General features: G+C 70.7%; 13 protein-coding genes. 6 read left to right on the top strand and 7 right to left on the bottom strand.

Annotation, left to right across the window (positions count from 1 at the left end):
* Positions 1 to 51: 51 nt before the first annotated feature.
* Both ACOZ38_RS06305 and ACOZ38_RS06300 read right to left on the bottom strand, forming a co-directional pair.
* The gene (locus tag ACOZ38_RS06305; RefSeq protein ID WP_424529184.1) at positions 52 to 1,074 is read right to left on the bottom strand and encodes a hypothetical protein; all 1,023 of its coding nucleotides are present in this window, start codon (positions 1,072 to 1,074) and stop codon (positions 52 to 54) included.
* A gap of 513 nt (positions 1,075 to 1,587) precedes the next feature.
* Complete coding sequence (locus ACOZ38_RS06300) at positions 1,588 to 1,860, bottom strand: WXG100 family type VII secretion target (RefSeq protein WP_354837269.1); 273 nt, start codon at positions 1,858 to 1,860, stop codon at positions 1,588 to 1,590.
* Between the two features lie 229 nt (positions 1,861 to 2,089).
* On the opposite strand from ACOZ38_RS06300, the gene ACOZ38_RS06295 reads away from it, so the two are divergent.
* The 3 genes from ACOZ38_RS06295 (at position 2,090) to ACOZ38_RS06285 (ending at position 6,810) form a co-directional block, all read left to right on the top strand.
* Positions 2,090 to 3,832: an acetyl/propionyl/methylcrotonyl-CoA carboxylase subunit alpha gene (locus tag ACOZ38_RS06295; RefSeq protein WP_424529183.1), complete on the top strand. Its 1,743-nt coding sequence runs from the start codon at positions 2,090 to 2,092 to the stop codon at positions 3,830 to 3,832.
* A 104-nt stretch (positions 3,833 to 3,936) separates the two neighbouring features.
* On the top strand, positions 3,937 to 5,334 hold the full coding sequence (locus tag ACOZ38_RS06290; RefSeq protein ID WP_424529182.1) for a hypothetical protein: 1,398 nt from the start codon (positions 3,937 to 3,939) through the stop codon (positions 5,332 to 5,334).
* A 231-nt stretch (positions 5,335 to 5,565) separates the two neighbouring features.
* Positions 5,566 to 6,810: a pentapeptide repeat-containing protein gene (locus ACOZ38_RS06285; RefSeq protein ID WP_424529181.1), complete on the top strand. Its 1,245-nt coding sequence runs from the start codon at positions 5,566 to 5,568 to the stop codon at positions 6,808 to 6,810.
* A gap of 56 nt (positions 6,811 to 6,866) precedes the next feature.
* Here ACOZ38_RS06285 and ACOZ38_RS06280 read toward each other — a convergent pair whose 3' ends face one another.
* Positions 6,867 to 8,261 carry an NAD(P)H-quinone dehydrogenase gene (locus tag ACOZ38_RS06280; protein ID WP_424529180.1) on the bottom strand — a complete coding sequence of 465 codons (1,395 nt, stop codon included), beginning with the start codon at positions 8,259 to 8,261 and terminating at the stop codon, positions 6,867 to 6,869.
* A gap of 220 nt (positions 8,262 to 8,481) precedes the next feature.
* Here ACOZ38_RS06280 and ACOZ38_RS06275 point away from each other — a divergent pair, with 220 nt between their 5' ends.
* The gene (locus ACOZ38_RS06275; protein ID WP_424529179.1) at positions 8,482 to 8,934 is read left to right on the top strand and encodes a gamma-glutamylcyclotransferase; all 453 of its coding nucleotides are present in this window, start codon (positions 8,482 to 8,484) and stop codon (positions 8,932 to 8,934) included.
* Between the two features lie 3 nt (positions 8,935 to 8,937).
* On the opposite strand, the gene ACOZ38_RS06270 is transcribed toward ACOZ38_RS06275, so the two are convergent.
* The 3 genes from ACOZ38_RS06270 to ACOZ38_RS06260 all read right to left on the bottom strand — a co-directional run bounded on the left by ACOZ38_RS06270 (position 8,938) and on the right by ACOZ38_RS06260 (position 13,002).
* A complete protein-coding gene (locus ACOZ38_RS06270; RefSeq protein ID WP_424529178.1) occupies positions 8,938 to 10,731 on the bottom strand; it encodes a helix-turn-helix domain-containing protein in 1,794 nt (597 codons plus the stop codon).
* Positions 10,732 to 11,104: 373 nt separating this feature from the next.
* Complete coding sequence (kynU, locus tag ACOZ38_RS06265; protein WP_424529177.1) at positions 11,105 to 12,289, bottom strand: kynureninase; 1,185 nt, start codon at positions 12,287 to 12,289, stop codon at positions 11,105 to 11,107.
* 167 nt (positions 12,290 to 12,456) lie between these two features.
* Positions 12,457 to 13,002 carry an RDD family protein gene (locus ACOZ38_RS06260; protein ID WP_424529176.1) on the bottom strand — a complete coding sequence of 182 codons (546 nt, stop codon included), beginning with the start codon at positions 13,000 to 13,002 and terminating at the stop codon, positions 12,457 to 12,459.
* Between the two features lie 90 nt (positions 13,003 to 13,092).
* On the opposite strand from ACOZ38_RS06260, the gene ACOZ38_RS06255 reads away from it, so the two are divergent.
* Together ACOZ38_RS06255 and ACOZ38_RS06250 are read left to right on the top strand one after the other, a co-directional pair.
* Positions 13,093 to 13,896, top strand: a complete 804-nt coding sequence (locus ACOZ38_RS06255) for a purine-nucleoside phosphorylase (RefSeq protein WP_424529175.1) — start codon at positions 13,093 to 13,095, stop codon at positions 13,894 to 13,896.
* A gap of 142 nt (positions 13,897 to 14,038) precedes the next feature.
* The gene (locus ACOZ38_RS06250) at positions 14,039 to 15,670 is read left to right on the top strand and encodes a phospho-sugar mutase (RefSeq protein ID WP_424529174.1); all 1,632 of its coding nucleotides are present in this window, start codon (positions 14,039 to 14,041) and stop codon (positions 15,668 to 15,670) included.
* 4 nt (positions 15,671 to 15,674) lie between these two features.
* Here ACOZ38_RS06250 and ACOZ38_RS06245 read toward each other — a convergent pair whose 3' ends face one another.
* Positions 15,675 to 16,295, bottom strand: a complete 621-nt coding sequence (locus ACOZ38_RS06245; RefSeq protein WP_405144766.1) for a PH domain-containing protein — start codon at positions 16,293 to 16,295, stop codon at positions 15,675 to 15,677.
* Positions 16,296 to 16,335: the final 40 nt, after the last annotated feature.

Here is a 16,335-nt window from a genome sequence, read left to right as displayed (position 1 = left end):
CCGCGATCAAAGCCATCGCCCCCGCCACGAGTGCGCTCGGAGTCATGTCGCTCAGCCCTGTCCGTTCGTGGTCGGGGTGGGTCCGGGGGTTCGGCGGGCGGTGGGGGTTGGGGTCGGGCGGGCTGTCGGCCTGGTGCTGGGCCTCCCGGTCGTCTGGGCGGTCGGGCGGGAGGTCGGTGTACGGACCGGCCGCGTGCCGGCGCGTGGGGTCGTGGAGGCCCCGGGGGTCTGCCGCGTGTTCGGACTGGGCGCGCCCGTCGTGACGTCGTCCGGCGCAGGGGGCGTTCCGGCGGATGGCCCGGCGGAGGGACCGCCACTGGGGTGTGGCTGCGGGGAGGTGTCGGCCGGAAGTCCGGGGAGGTAGGCCAGGCCGATGCGGCCCGCCGACGCGTAGGCGACGACGGTGGGCGCGATCTCGGTGTCGACGATGACCGACACCGAGGTGGACCCGCTTCCCACGCTCCCCGGCCGGTCGTCCACGGACGTGCCGTTCAGCGTGCCGTCCACGAAGTTGACGAGGGCGTGGGCGGCGAGGATCCTGCCGCTCTCCGGGGTGCCCTGGCCGCCGGGTATGAAGATCACCTGGACCCGGTCGCCCTTCGCCAGACCCGGGGGCAGCTGGCCCGCCTTGAGCAGGAGCCCGACCACCGCCTTGCCCGGACGCAGTTCAGAGGAGGCGAGCGCCACCATCCGGTCGTTCAGCAGCGTCCCCGGCATGAGGTCGACGGCGGCGAAGTGGCGCCCCACCTCTTCGCGGGCGGACCACGGGATGTACTGGATGTCCGCGACCGCGATCCGCACCTCCTTGAGCGCCACCACGGGGATTCGCTGGCCGGCCCCCACCCGCTCCGTCACGGCGATGGCCGACACCCGCTCGCCGTTCTGGATGAACAGGACGGCTGTGACCAGCGCACCGCCGACGATCAGCAGGACGGCCAGGACCGCCAGCGCGGGCCTGCGCTCACGGGGGGCGACGGGCAGCTTCCGTCCCTGCGGGTAACCGGACGACGGCGCCTGGTCGCCGATCCGTCGCGCCTCTGGACCGCGGAAGGGGGGTTGCTCGGTGACCCTCATCGGTGCGGACTCCAGAGTTTGGCGACACTGCCGGCGAGCACCGACATTACTCAAGATTGGATCAGGATCGCCGTAATAAGCCCGGAAACCCCTGTCGTGTCTGGCTTTATGAAGGAGTCACCGGCAATGGAGCATCATGAGGAGTTACGGCGGCCCTTTACGGCCTATTTTGCCCCCGGTCATATTGGGTGGATTGGGACCGTTTCCGGGCTTGCCGAAAGCAGGGCGGACGACCACCGGGATTTTCGCCGCCGCCGTGGTGCAGGCGACGGAGCCATCCCCCGAACCGCCCACAGCGCGCCTGGAACCGCGCCCCCATAGGGGGGAACCGGCCGAGGCGTGGTCGCGACCGGACCCACGAAGCCGGCGGCCCGCCTTGACGGTCTTCCGGGCGTCGCGGCGGAGAGCCGGCGACCATCGCCTGAAATGGGAGAACACCCTCTGGGAAGCGACGGGAGGAAACACGAAAGCCCGGCGGTGGAACTCCACCCCGCCGGGCTCCGGTCTCGCGCGCTATCGCGTCGCGGACTCGATGTTGCCGCGGTAGGTGGTGATGATGCGGGAGGCCTCGGCAAGCTCCTCCGACATCCTCTGGAACGCCTGACGGTAGTTCTGCCAGGCACCGCCGAAGCGCACAGCGCCCGGCCCGGTCCACGCGGTGCCGACCTTCGCCGCCTCGCGGTCGAGCGCCGCCATCGTCTGGCGCACCTGCTCCGCCTGCTGCGTGAACTGAGCGGCCATGTTCTGCATTTCCGCGGGGTCGCCGCCGAGCAGGCTCTGGCTCATGCCGGTCTCCTTCGGGATCGTCTGCATACAGGGGGTAGCCAAACGCCCCTACCCTAGACGTCAAACCCCTATGACGCACTGGTTATACCGAGTGGTTATCACCCCCAGCCAATACCCGTCATCCCGGTTCCAAGAGCAGAAGACCGGGGGTAGGGGCTCACGCGAGATCAGAGGCCGCTTACACTCCGTGGGAGGCGCGCAAGGCCTTGGGAGGAAAGGGACAAACTCGGTGCAGAAGGTCCTGATCGCCAATCGTGGCGAGATAGCGGTGCGGATCGCCCGCGCATGCAAGGACGCCGGGCTGACCGGCGTCGCGGTGTACGCCGACCAAGACCTCGACGCGCTCCACGTGCGGATGACCGACGAGGCGTACGCGCTCGGCGGGCAGTCGCCCGCGGAGACGTACCTCGACATCGGCAAGTTGCTGCGCATCGCGGCCGAGTCGGGCGCGGACGCCGTCCACCCGGGATACGGCTTCCTGGCGGAGAACGCCGAGTTCGCCCAGGCGGTGATCGACGCCGGTCTGGTGTGGATCGGCCCCCCTCCGTCGGCGATCATCTCGCTCGGCGACAAGGTGGCGGCCAGGCACATCGCCCAGCGCGTCGGGGCGCCGCTGGTGGCGGGCACCCCCGATCCGGTGTCGGGCGTGGAGGAGGTCGTGGCCTTCGCCTCCGAGCACGGCCTGCCGATCGCGATCAAGGCGGCCTTCGGCGGTGGCGGGCGTGGCCTGAAGGTCGCCCGCACGATGGAGGAGATCCCCGACCTGTACGAGTCGGCGGTGCGCGAGGCCGTGACGGCGTTCGGGCGCGGTGAGTGCTTCGTGGAGCGCTACCTCGACCGGCCCCGCCACGTGGAGACGCAGTGCCTGGCCGACCAGCACGGCAACGTCGTGGTGATCTCCACCCGCGACTGCTCGCTGCAGCGGCGGCACCAGAAGCTGGTCGAGGAGGCTCCGGCCCCGTTCCTCTCCACCGAGCAGCGGGAGCTGCTCTACAGCTCCTCCAAGGCCATCCTCAAGGAGGCCGGCTACGTCGGGGCGGGCACCTGCGAGTTCCTGGTCGGCCAGGACGGCACGATCTCCTTCCTGGAGGTCAACACCCGGCTGCAGGTCGAGCACCCCGTCAGCGAGGAGGTCACGGGCATCGACCTGGTGCGCGAGATGTTCCGCGTCGCCGACGGCGAGCCCATCGGGTACGACGACCCCGAGATCCGAGGGCACTCGATCGAGTTCCGGATCAACGCCGAGGACGCCGGCCGCAACTTCCTGCCCGCTCCCGGCACGCTGACGACGATGCGGGCGCCCGCGGGCCCCGGCGTGCGGCTCGACGCGGGGTACGAGGCCGGCATGACGGTCCCGCAGTCGTTCGACTCGCTGGTGGCCAAGCTGATCATCACCGGCCGCACCAGGGCCGAGGCCCTCGCGCGGTCCCGCCGGGCGCTGGAGGAGTTCACGGTCGAGGGCATGCCGACCGTCCTGCCCTTCCACCGGGCGGTCGTGTCCGACCCCGCGTTCACCGGCGAGCCGTTCAGCGTGCACACCCGGTGGATCGAGACCGAGTTCTCCGGCGAGATCGAGCCCTACGCAGGCGAGACCGCCACGGAGGAGCCGGTCGAGCGCGAGCGCGTGGTCGTCGAGGTCGGCGGCAAGCGCCTGGAGGTCGTGCTGCCCGTCGCGCCCGCGATGGCGCGGCAGTCCGTGCCCAAGAAGCCCGCCCGCCGGTCCGCCGGCAAGGGGTCGGCGGCGGCGGTGAGCGGAGACTCGCTGGTCAGCCCGATGCAGGGCACGATCGTCAAGGTGGCCGCCTCCGACGGCGACGTCGTCCAGCCGGGTGACACGATCGTGGTGCTGGAAGCGATGAAGATGGAGCAGCCGCTCACCGCCCACAAGGGCGGCACCGTGACCGGCCTGGTGGCGACCGTCGGGCAGACGGTCACCGCGGGGGCCGCGATCTGCGAGATCAAGGACGCCTGAGCAGCGGTCTCATGCCGGTCGCCCTGCGGATCGAGATACGGTGGCGTTTCTAGGAACCTAGACGACCCCCCGTTCGTCCTGTAGGGCGAAGGAGGCATATAGCCGTGACCACTCATCCGGTGCGCCGCGCCACAGCCACAGTCGTGGCCATGCTGGCCGCACTTCTCACGTTGCTCGCGCTGTCGCCCGCTGCGCGGGCCGCGGCCCCACCCGATCCGAACGCGATCGTGTCCGCCTGGAAGACCGGTGACCCGGTCTACGCCGGGCCCGGCGTGTCGCTCAGCTCCAGCCAGCTGTCCGACATCCGTGACGCGGTGAAGGACGCGAACAGCAAGATCTACGTCGCCGCCCTCGCCGACGGCACGGTGACCGACAGCGCCTCCGCGGGGCACCTGATCACCGCCCTCGGCCAGGCACTCTCGCAGCAGGGCCGCTCGCGTGCCACGGTGGCGGTCCTCGACGGCAACACGCTGTTCGCCGGGTCGAGCGCCATCCGCAAGACCGGCCTGGCGGGCCAGCTCGCCAACGCGGCGACCAGCAACAACAAGGACGTCGTCACCGGCATGAAGGACTTCGTCGAGCGGGTCGACAAGGCCGTCAGTGGTGACACCAAGGGGGCGCTGAAGTCCGGGAGCGCCGCGAGCAGCGGCGGCGGTGGCGGGGTGCTCATCGGCATCCTGGTCCTCGCCCTGGTCGGCGGCCTCGGCATCTTCTGGTACTCCCGCAAGAAGAAGCGCGACCGCGAGGCCCAGGAGGCCCGCGAGCTCGCCGCGGTCAAGCAGACCGTCGAGGAGGACGTCACCAAGTTCGGCGAGGAGATCACCGCGCTCGACCTCGACGTCAAGGTGTCCGACAACCAGGCCCAGACCCAGACCGACTGGCAGCAGGCCCTCGACGCCTATGAGCGGGCCAAGAACGAGCTCGCGGCGGTCAAGCGCACGGACGAGCTCCGCGGCGTGACCACCGCCCTTGAGGAGGGCCGCTACGCCCTGGCCTGCGTCAAGGCGCGCGTGAACAACGAGGCGCTTCCCGAGCGGCGCGCACCGTGCTTCTTCAACCCGCAGCACGGCCCGTCCGTCCGCGACGTCCTGTGGGCCCCGCCGAACGGCGCCCCCCGCGACGTGCCCGCCTGCGCGGCCGACGCGCAGCGCGTGGAGCAGGGCTTCGACCCGCACATGCGCGAGGTCATGGTCGACGGTCAGCGCCGTCCCTACTGGGACGCCGGCCCCGCGTACGCTCCCTACGCCTCCGGTTACTACGGCGGCTTCGGCGGCGGCGACCTGATGACGGGCATGCTGATCGGCACCATGCTCGGTAGCTCCTTTGGCGGCTTCGGCCACGGCTGGGGCGGTGGCGGCTATGACGCCGGCTACGCCGCGGGCGCCGAGTCGGCCGGTGGCGGCGACTGGGGCGGTGGCGGAGGCGACTTCGGCGGCGGCGGAGACTGGGGCGGCGGAGGCGACTTCGGCGGCGGAGACTTCGGCGGCGGCGGAGACTGGTAGTCCAGATCAGCCCCTTCGGCTCGTGGTGATCGTCACGGCCACGTGTTCCTCAGAGCCCCGGCGGGCCACCTGCCCGCCGGGGCTCTTCACGTGTGTACGAACCTCGCGAGGGCTGATCTTGAAGAGCGGCGCTTCGCGGGTCCGGCGGAGGCGAAAGCGATCTGCAAGGCACGTGCAACCCCACGTATATGAGCCCCTGTCACACTCGGCACAGTTGTCGAGGAGGCTCCGTTGCGTAGTTCCATCCCCCTGGCCCTGGCCACCGGGCTGTTCGTCCTGACCGTGCCGACGCTGCCGGCGTCCGCGTCGTCCGTACCGGGGTCCGAGACGGGCACGCTCAGGGCGGCGGAAGCCGTGGCGGCGGCGCCGTGCAAGCCCGGGTCGGGCGCCAAGCTGCGAGGCAGGAACTTCACCGGCGGGGCCGCGCTCCCGGCCGACCTCCGCTGCGCGGACCTGACCAACGCCAAGCTGGACGAGGTCGACTTCACCCAGAAGGACCTGACGGGGGCCATCCTCAAGAACGCCTCCATGAAGGAGGCGGACTTCACCCAGGCCCGCCTGGAGTACGCTGACCTGAGCGGCGCCGATCTCTCGGACGCCGACCTCGGGCAGATGCACGCCAAGCACGCCACCTTCCGAAGGACGATCCTCACCGACGCCCACGGCGGGCAGGCCGAGTTCCCGCACGCCGACCTCACCGGGGCCATCATGGCGAGGGTCGAGCTGACCCAGGCGAACCTCACCGACGCCACGCTGGTCGACGCATACCTCAACGAGGCCACCCTCGGCCAGATCCAGGCCAGGAACGCCGACTTCACCAGGGCCAAGCTCCGCGGCGCCAAACTCGGCCAGGCCAAGCTGCAGTTCGCGGTGTTCAAGGGCGCCAACCTCACGAAGGCGGAGCTCGTGCAGGCCGAGCTGAACGGCGCCGACTTCAAAGGGGCGACGGTCGAGAAGGCGTCCTTCGTCCAGGCCGACGACGTCAACCTCACCGGAGCGCTCGGCACCCCGGAGGGCGTGCCGAGCGACGCCGTCGGCAACCCGGAGGACCTGCCCCAGGGCTTCGAGGACGCGGGCGGGTCGGGTCCCACGCTGCCGGTCGTCACGCGCGGCGGCGGGCTGGGCCTGGTCCTGGTGATCCTCAGCGGCGTCGGCCTCAGCATCACGCTGATCCTGTGGGGCCTCTCCCACCGGCGCAGGAACGAGCGGGCGGCGCGGTTCGCCACCGCGCGGCGGAGCGCCGAGGAGGACGTGATCAGGCTGGGCGAGGAGATCGACTCGCTCGACTTCGACTACAAGATCAACCACATGACCACGAGCGGCGTGGACCAGGACTGGCGCCGCGCGCTGGACGCCTACGAGGCCGCCAAGCAGTCGCTGAACGTCGCCCAGAGCGTTCCCCAGCTCGCGGGAGTGGCCGCGGCCGTACATCACGGCAGGGACGCCCTCGGACGCGTGAGATCGCGTATGACATGACCGGCCGGAGGCGTCGCCGTACCCGAAAGGGATCAGGCAGGCGGGGGTCGCCGTGTTCAGATCACGGTGGACTTGACGGGGAGCATCAGGCGGCGGGCCGCCTCGGTGATCGAGCCGGCCAGCGACGGGTAGACCGCGAACGTGTGGGCGATCTGGTCGACCGTGAGCCGGTGCTGCACGGCCAGCGACAGGGCCAGGATCAGCTCCGACGCGCGCGGAGCGACGACGACGCCGCCGAGCACGATGCCGGTGTGCGGGCGGCAGAACAGCTTCACGAAGCCGTCGTTGAAGCCCTGCATCTTCGCGCGGGCGTTGGTGGCGAGGGGCAGCTTGACGACGTTGGCCTCGACCTCGCCCGCCTCGATCTGCCGCTGCGAGATGCCGACGGCGGCGATCTCGGGGTCGGTGAAGATGGTGGACGCCACGGTGGCGAGGCGCAGGGGCTGCACGGCCTCGCCCAGCGCGTGCCAGACCGCGATGCGGCCCTGCATGGCCGCCACGGAGGCGAGCATGAGCACGCCCGTACAGTCGCCGGCGGCGTAGACCCCGGGGGCCGAGGTGCGGGACACCTTGTCGACCTGGATGAAGCCGTTCCTGTCGAGGGTGACGCCCGCCTCCTCAAGGCCGATGCCGGAGGTGTTCGGGATCATGCCGACGGTCATGAGGCAGTGGCTGCCCTCGGCCGTGCGGCCGTCCTCCAGGGTGACCACCACGCCGTGCTCGGTGCGCTTGACCGAGGAGGCGCGGGACTTGCCCATGACGTTCATGCCCCGGCGCCGGTAGACCTCTTCGAGGACCTCGGCCGCGTCGGCGTCCTCGTTGGGCATCATCCGGTCGCGGGACGAGACGAGCGTGACCTCCGAGCCCAGCGAGCGGTACGCGCCGGCGAACTCGGCGCCGGTGACGCCGGAGCCGACGACGATGAGGTGCTCGGGCACCTCGTCCAGATCGTAGAGCTGGCGCCAGGTGAGGACGCGCTCCCCGTCGGGCACGGCGCCCGGCAGCACGCGCGGGGTCGCGCCGGTGGCCACGATGACGACGTCGGCCCTGATGGTCTGGTCGCCCACCCGCACTACCTGCGGGTCGACCAGGCGCCCCGAGCCCTTGACGATCTCGACGCCCTCGGCGGTGAGCCTGGCCGCGATGTCGGCCGACTGCGCCTGTGCCAGCTCCTTGACGCGCTTGTTCACGAGCGGCATGTCGACCTGGACGCCGCCCACGTCGCCGTCGAGCCCTCCGGTGAAGTTGACACCGAGCGAGGAACCATCCAGAAGGGCCTGTTTGCGGACAGATGTGGCGATCATGGTCTTGGACGGCACGCAGTCGGTGAGCACGCACGCCCCACCGGGACCGTCCTGCTCGACCACGGTGGCCTGGGCTCCGAGCTGAGCCGCGACCAGCGCCGCCTCGTAACCTCCGGGCCCGCCGCCAATGATCACAATCCTCGTCACATACCCCATTGTCCCGTATGACGCGGGGTGCCCGGGGTGCAATACCCGATCAGAAGCCTCGAAGACCGGTAAAAAGCCCGACTCCCCCCGAAAAACCCCAATGAATCCACGGGTCCGAGCCATGATCGCCGCAAGAAAGAAAGCCGCCGCCAGAGTACCGGGGCGTGTTGGAGGCGCCTGGCCGGATCACCACGCGGATCTTGGATTACTCTTGTGTGCCGTGCCTGTTTACGCCGCCTATGGCAGCAACATGGACCCCAAGCAGATGGCCCAGAGGGCTCCCCACTCGCCCATGCGCGGGACTGGCTGGCTGCAAGGCTGGCGCCTGACGTTCGGCGGCGAGGACGTCGGCTGGGAGGGCGCGCTCGCCACGATCGCCGAGAGCCCCGCCGAGCACGTCTTCGTGGTCCTCTACGACGTCCCCGACTGGGACGAGCCCTCGCTCGACCAGTGGGAGGGGGCCGCGCTCGGGCTCTACCACAAGGTCAAGCTCCGGGTGGCGACCCTCGACGGCGAGATCGTCGCGTGGTTCTACGTGCTCGACGGGTACGAGGGCGGCCTGCCGTCGGCGCGCTACCTCGGCATCCTCGCCGACGCCGCCGAGAAGGCCGGAGCCCCCGACGACTACGTCACCGACCTCAGAAGCCGCCCCTGCACCTCGATCGGCGACTGACCTTCAGCGGTCCTCGATCAGAACAGGTTCTCCTGACACGGTGACGGTGTCGCCGGGCCGCACGGGAGTGGTCGTCCCGTCCAGCCGCCGCACCTCCCGGGCCCTCGGACCGGCCGTGGTGGCCGCCGTCCCCGTGACGGCCCACCTGATCGAGGCGGTGTGACGGGGCTCGGGCTCCGTCATGATGAAGTCGCACTGCCAGACGTCCTCGGGGAGCCCGATCGCCAGGCCGTGACCGCACGATCGGCTCTCGGCGTGGGCGAGCCACCGTTCGAGTTGCTCCACGGCCAGCGCCGCACGGGTGGGGGCGCCTCCCTCGGCCTGCAGGACGATCGGGATCTTGGTGCCGCCCCAGTTGTAGAAGTACATCCTCTCCAGGTTGACGTTCCGCGCGTACAGCCCGGTGAGGAAGAAGCGCACGGCGTAGTCGCGGGCGCGCTCCTCGTCGAGCCGGCTCTCGAGGGGGATCGAGTAGGTGGTGCCGGTGCTCCACAGGCGCGGCTGGATACCTGCCTCGTGCATCGCCCGGTCGACCGTGGTGGCCAGCTCCAGCATGCTCTCGGGCGGGTCGGAGGCGGTGCGCTGGTACAGCTTGATGCCCGCGACGTCGCAGTGGCCGTACCCTCCGAGCTGCGCGAACCGCTGGAGGACGCGCCGTCCCTCGGGCGTCCACAGCTGCCCCATCCCCGGGCAGACCACGGTGGCCTCGGGGTCGGCCGCCCTGATGATCTCGCGGGCCCGCCGCGTCATCTCGACCAGCTTCTCGACGCTGCCGGCGTAGAACCGGCGATCGTTGGCGAGCACCCACAGCTCGTACGCCTCCACGCGCCCCCGGTAGCGGGTGGCGACGGCGCGCACGAACGTGTCCCAGTCGGCGAGGTCATCGGGCGGCGAGGCCCTGGAACCGTCCGGGTACGGCGCGGGAGGGCCGCCGGGGCTGGCCCACGCGGGCGTGCCGCCCATGACGAACAGCGCCGGCAGCCCGGCGTCGTGGGCTCCTCCGACGAGGCGGTCCAGGACCGTCCAGTCGAACTCACCCCGCTTCGGCTGGATCTGCGCCCAGCGGGTCTCGCTGTCCCACAGCCGCACCGCGCCGACCCGGAAGCCCGGCATGGTGCCGGTGGAGCTGTTCAGGGTGACGCCGAACAGCGTGCGGGGTACCGGGGCGGGATCCATCGTCCAGGCGGGCCCTGCGATCCACTGCGCCGCCCGGCGCGGGGGCTGGGACGGGGCCGCCGTGCTGCCTCCGAGCACCGCGAAGCACAGGATCACAACTGCCGCCGCACCCGCCAGCGCGAGCCCCTGACGTGACCCGAAGCGCTTGGGCGCCGGCCCGGGGACCTCATGTGCCTCGATCCGCCGGCCGGGGGCCTCCTGCGCCTCGGCCTCGGGCGCCTCGGCCTTGGGCGTGTCGGCCTCGGGCGTGTCGAAGATCTCGGGCGCGAGGAAGCCGGGCGTCGCGAGACCGGCCGGCGCCACCGGCCCCGATGCCTCCATCCCTGTCTCCGCCTCCCGAGGCTCCGGAACCAGAGAGAGGACGGGCGGTGCCGCCTCCATCGCCGAAGAAGCGGCGGCCTGCGTCCACCGCCGGTACAGCTCCTCCTGCTCGGCCTTGGTCGCGCCGCACGCTCTCGCGATGCGCTCCAGCGGCCCATAGCTGTCCGGGACGATCTCGCCCCGGCAGTAGCGGTGCACCGTGGACCGGCTCATCCCGGTGCGGCGCCCAAGCGCCTCGTACGTGCGGCCGCTACGGAGCTTCAGCTCTGACAGCAACTCGGACAGCCGCTCCGCCGACACTCAGCCACCTCATCTCACCGAGCCAGGGATCGCGTGGAGTATCCCAGCACAAGGTGAACGGCGCACGTCATAACCCTGATCATTTCCCGTTGTCCCAGACGCCTCCCAGCCTGTTGCCGAACGAGCAGGCGCGTTGCACGCTGTCTGACGTCTGGAGTCCCGCGATCGGGCCAGGACCGGCGTGATCGGTGTGTCGGACACTTCCGAACCCCTGAGAAGGGAGAAGGGGGTGGCCCCGTGTCGCTACGGCTGGGCTACGAGGGCGTTCAGCCGCAGAGCACGGGCGTTCAGACGAAGTCACGAGGGGCTGATGGCACCCGGGCTCAGACCGGGGCCATCGCTCCTCGGCTTCTTTCAGCCACCTGTGGTTCGTTCAGCCCCCTGTGGCCAGCACGCCGGCAAGGGCCTTGGCGGCCTGGAAGGCGTCCCCATGCCGGTTGTAGAGCGGGGCGAAGCCGAAGCGGAGGACGTCCGGGGTGCGGAAGTCGCCGATGACCTCGCGGGCGGTCAGCTCGGCGACCAGCGCGCCGGCGTCCGGGTGGCGCAGCGAGACCTGGTGGCCACGGTTCTCGTCGCGCGGGGTGACCACCTTGACGGCGTCTCCGAGCAGCTCGTCCACGCACTGGATGAAGAACCCGGTCAGCGACAGGCCCTTGGCCCGTACGTCTTTGAGCTCCACGCCCTCCCAGACCTCCAGCGCGGCCTCCAGGGCCAGCAGCGACAGGATGTCGGGAGTGCCGGCCCGCGCCCGGGCGATGCCGGGAGCCGGCTCGTACTTCTCCGCCATGGCGAACGGATCACGGTGACCGCCCCATCCGGACAGCGGCTGGCGGAACGACTCCTGAAGACCACTGGGCACGTAGATGAAGGCCGGCGACCCCGGGCCGCCGTTGAGGAACTTGTACGTGCATCCGACCGCGAGGTCGACACCGAGGTCGTCCAGCTCGATGGGCAGCACGCCCGCGCTGTGGCACAGATCCCACACCACCCGTGCCCCTGCGGAGTGCACCCGGGCCGTGAGACCGGCCATGTCGTACAGGCGCCCCGTCTTGTAGTCCACGTGGTTGAGCAGCACCACCGCCGTCTGCTCGCTCAGCACCTCATCGAGCTCGTCCACGACGACCGGGCGAAGCACCGTCCCGGTCAGCTCGGCCACCGACTCCGCGATGTACCCGTCGGTCGGGAACGTCGCCGCGTCGACCACGATCTCCCGCCGGCCCGGCGACAGCCGCATCGCGCCCACCAGGGCCTTGAAGATGTTGACGCTGGTCGAGTCGGCCACCACGACCTGCCCGGGCGCCGCGCCCACCAGCGGGGCGATCTTCTCCCCCACCCGCTCGGGCGCCGTCCACCAGCTCTCCGGCCACGATCTGATCAGCCTGCGCCCCCACTGCTCGCGCACGACCTCCTCCACCCGACCGGCCACCCGCCGCGGCGGGGCACCCAGCGAGTTGCCGTCCAGGTAGACCACTGCCGGATCGAGGTCGAACTCGCCACGGAGATACGCCAGTGGATCGTCGGCGTCCAGCTTCGCCGCCCGCTCGGTCAAGTCGGTCATGTGCCCGCGTCCTTCTCGTGGAGGCCCCGCCATCAGGGGCGCAGTTCCAGGAAGACGTTACGCTCCCGCCCACGCGCGCGGTCTGTCGACAGTCACCAACCGAGCCGGCCGCACTCAGCCGGTCTGACGATCCCCAAGATCGGCATCCTCCTTGCCGAGCCGAGTGCTCAGGCCGGTTGCTCGCGCGGTCGCACCGCCGAGCCCACGCCGACCACGACAGTGCGGGCGAGCACGTCGTGAAGACACCGCTTGGCATCGCCCAAGATCCACAGAGAGTCGAGCAGGGAAAGGACGAGGCCGATGTAGGGAATCGACGACGCGGCCGCGAAGATGAACGCGCGCAGCCCGGCCTGGGAGACCGTCAACGGCCCGCCGTCTCTGGCGACGACCTTCAACCGGCACAGCCGCTTCCCGAGAGTGCGCCCCCAGCGGGCATGGGAGATCCAGTAGTAAGCGAACAAGATGATGGCGAACGTCAGCTGGAGAGGCCAGTACGGATCGCCCACGTAGGGATTGCCGAAATACTGGTCCAGGATCGTCTGCTCGGGCATCTGTACATCGGCCGCCGGCTCGCTGAAGAACCCGGGCACCAATGCCGTCGAGATCACGAAGTTGACGATCGAAAGCAGGATGAGGTCGATCAACGAGGCGAGAAAACGGTATCGCCGAGCGGCGAGGGCCCGCACTTCCGGCCCCCCGGGGGAAAGCGTCACCGCGCCAGTGTGGCAGCCGTGATCCTCCCTGCGCAGCCCGCTGTCAGGCCGTGTGCTGATCGCTGGAATGGGGTTGTAGCCTCGGTGCTCGTGAGTAGTGATGTCTATGAACTCGCCGCGGACGCCGCGGGTGCGCTGAAGTCCCTTACCGGGGTCGAGTCGTTCGACGTGGCGCTGGTCATGGGGTCCGGGTGGGGCCCCGCCGCCGACGCCATCGGCACGACGATCTCCGAGCATCCGGTGACCGAGTTGCCGGGGTTCTCCGCCCCGGCCGTGGCCGGGCACTCGGGCAAGATCCGGGCCGTCGAGACCGAGTCAGGCAGGAAGGCGCTCATCTTCCTCGGGCGCACCCACCTGTACGAGGGCAGGGGTGTGGACCCTGTCGTGCACGGGGTGCGCACCGCCGTCGCGGCCGGTGCCGGCACGATCGTGCTGACCAACGCCGCCGGGGGGCTGCGGCCGGAGGTTCAGAGCGTCGGCGAGCCCGTGCTGATCAGCGACCACATCAACCTGACGGGCGCGAACCCGATCACGGGGGCGACCTTCGTCGACCTGACCGAGGTCTACTCCAGGCGCCTGCGCGAGCTGGCCCGCGAGGCGGACCCGTCGCTCGCCGAGGGCGTGTACGTCGCGTTCCGCGGCCCGACGTACGAGACCCCGGCCGAGATCCGCATGCTCCGCACGCTGGGTGGTGACCTCGTCGGCATGTCCACCGTGCTGGAGGCCATCGCCGCCCGTGAGGCCGGGGCCGACGTGCTCGGCCTCTCCCTGGTGACCAACCCGGGCGCGGGACTGGTCGGCGAGCCGCTGAACCACGAGGAGGTCCTCGAGGTCGGCAGGGCCACGGCGGCACGCATGGGCGTCCTGCTGGCCAAGGTCGTCAACAAGCTCTGACGGTCGAGTCGGCTTCCCCGCCCGATCCATTCCCGGCGCGGGAGGGGACGGTGGCCGCTCCTGTCCGGCGAGGGGCTACATTGACCCGGTTCGGTGCTGGTAGCCGGCTTCTTACGTGAGTTGAATGGGCTGAAGGGGCGTTATGTCTGATCTCGTGCGGCGGGCTGAGGAGTGGCTGGCCCAGGACCCGGACGCTGAGACGCGGGCCGAGCTCCAGGAGATCCTCGACAGCGGGGACACCGCCGAGCTTCAGGACCGCTTCGGGGCCAAGCTGGAGTTCGGCACGGCGGGCCTGAGGGGCGAGCTGGGCGCCGGGCCGAACCGGATGAACCGCGTGACCGTCATGCGCGCGGCGGCCGGCCTGGCGAGGCGGCTGGGGCCGGGCAAGCATGTCGTCATCGGGTACGACGCCCGGTACAAGTCCGACCTGTTCGCCCGCGACTCGGCGGCCGTGCTCAACGGAGCCGGGCTGCGCGTCTCGCTGATGGGCCATCACTGGCCCACCCCCGTGCTGGCCTTCGCCGTGGGACACCTCGGCGCGGACGCGGGCGTCATGGTCACCGCGTCGCACAACCCGCCCCGGGACAACGGCTACAAGGTCTACTGGGGCGACGGGGCCCAGATCGTGCCCCCGCTGGACGAGGAGATCTCGGCGGCCATCGACATGGTCGGGCGCGTGGACCTGCTCTCGCTCGGAGACGAGTGGGAGACCCTGAGCGACGCGGCGATCGTCGGGCCGTACCTGGCGGCGGTGAGCGCTCTGCCGCTGGGCGACGCCCGTGACCTGCGGGTCGTCTACACACCGATGCACGGTGTGGGCGGGGAGGTGCTGCTGCGGGCCTTCACCTCGGCCGGGTTCGAGAGCCCGTCCGTGACCGAGGCGCAGTTCGCCCCGGATCCGGACTTCCCGACGGTCGCGTTCCCGAACCCGGAGGAGCCGGGCGCGATGGACCTCGCGCTACAGCTCGCGGAGAAGGTCGGCGCCGATCTGGTGATCGCCAACGATCCGGACGCCGACCGCTGCGCCGTGGGCGTGCCCACGCGGGACGGCGGCTTCCGCATGCTCACCGGTGACGAGGTCGGCGGCCTGCTCGGCGAGTACGTCATCGACCGCACCTCGGGCCCCGACCGGCTGGTGGCCGCCTCGATCGTGTCGTCCTCGCTGCTCGGCAAGATCGCCAAAGCGCACGGGGTACGGCACGCCGAGACGCTGACCGGCTTCAAGTGGATCGTGAAGGCCGGGGACGGGCTCGTCTACGGCTACGAGGAGGCGCTCGGCTACAGCGTCGGCTCCGACCAGGGCTTGCCCGTGCGGGACAAGGACGGCATCGGCGCCGCGCTCGCCGTCGCGGCCATGGCCGCTCAGGCGAAGCGCGAGGGCAGCACCCTGCTGGACCTGCTCGACGAGCAGGCGAGCAGATACGGGCTGCACGCGACCGCGCAGCTCTCGGTCCGCGTGGATGATCTGTCGCTCATCACGGACGCCATGGACCGGCTGAGGTCCGCCCCTCCCCTGGCGCTCGGCGGCCGGGCCGTCCGGTCGGTGGACGATCTCGGCACGGGCGTCGACGGCCTGCCTCCCACGGACGGGCTCCGCTACCGGCTGGACGGCGACGCCCGCGTGGTGGTGCGCCCCTCCGGCACGGAGCCCAAGCTCAAGTGCTACCTGGAGGTCGTCATCCCGGTCGGCGGCGACATATCCGCCGCCAGAACCCGGGCCACCCACGACCTCGGCTCCCTCAAGTCCGACCTCTCAACAGCCCTGGGCTTGTGAAGGCTCAGGAGAGGATGAGGGCGGCGATCACCAGGGTCAGGGCGGCGGCGAGGGCGACCAGGGCCGAGGGCGACCAGGTCGCCGTCAGGGGCAGGCGCTCTCCGGCGGCGCGGGATCTCTTCTCCGCCGTCTCGGTGAGCTGCTGAGCGACCCAGTCGGCATGGGTGCGGCCGGCCATGACCTGCGCAGCCGCCTGCTCGGCCTTGGAGAGCTGCGGCTGGGTGCTCGGATAGCGGCCGGACTTGGCCGGGACGACCGGAGCCCCGCGCCGCACCGCCTTGGCCCGCTCACGCGCCGACGACTGCGGCGCCCAGCAGCGCACGGTGTCGTCGCCCGACTCGATGATGATCGCGTGCGAGACGTGGATGCCGTCGACGGCCTTCCACGGCACGAAGACGTTGCGCAGCGGGTTGCGTACCAGGACGCCGTCCTCCCCGGCCAGGATGCCGGGACGCAGGCAGCCGACGAAGACCGCCGCGGTCAGCACGGCGAGCACCGCGCCCGCGACGAGAGCGGAGGGGATGGTGCCGTTGGCGACCAGGTCGACGGCGTTGAACGCGGCGAACACCATCCACACCCAGCCCAGAACCCAGGCCGTCTTGGACCGGAAGACTTGTGGCTTCACCGCTCGCTCACCGCTACCTCTCCGTTCAGCAGGCGGTCAC

The sequence above is a fragment of the Sphaerisporangium viridialbum genome, assembly GCF_049674955.1.
Taxonomy (GTDB): domain Bacteria; phylum Actinomycetota; class Actinomycetes; order Streptosporangiales; family Streptosporangiaceae; genus Sphaerisporangium; species Sphaerisporangium viridialbum.
Note: the sequence above shows the minus strand (reverse complement) of the source record. Positions and strands in the feature narration are given on the sequence as shown.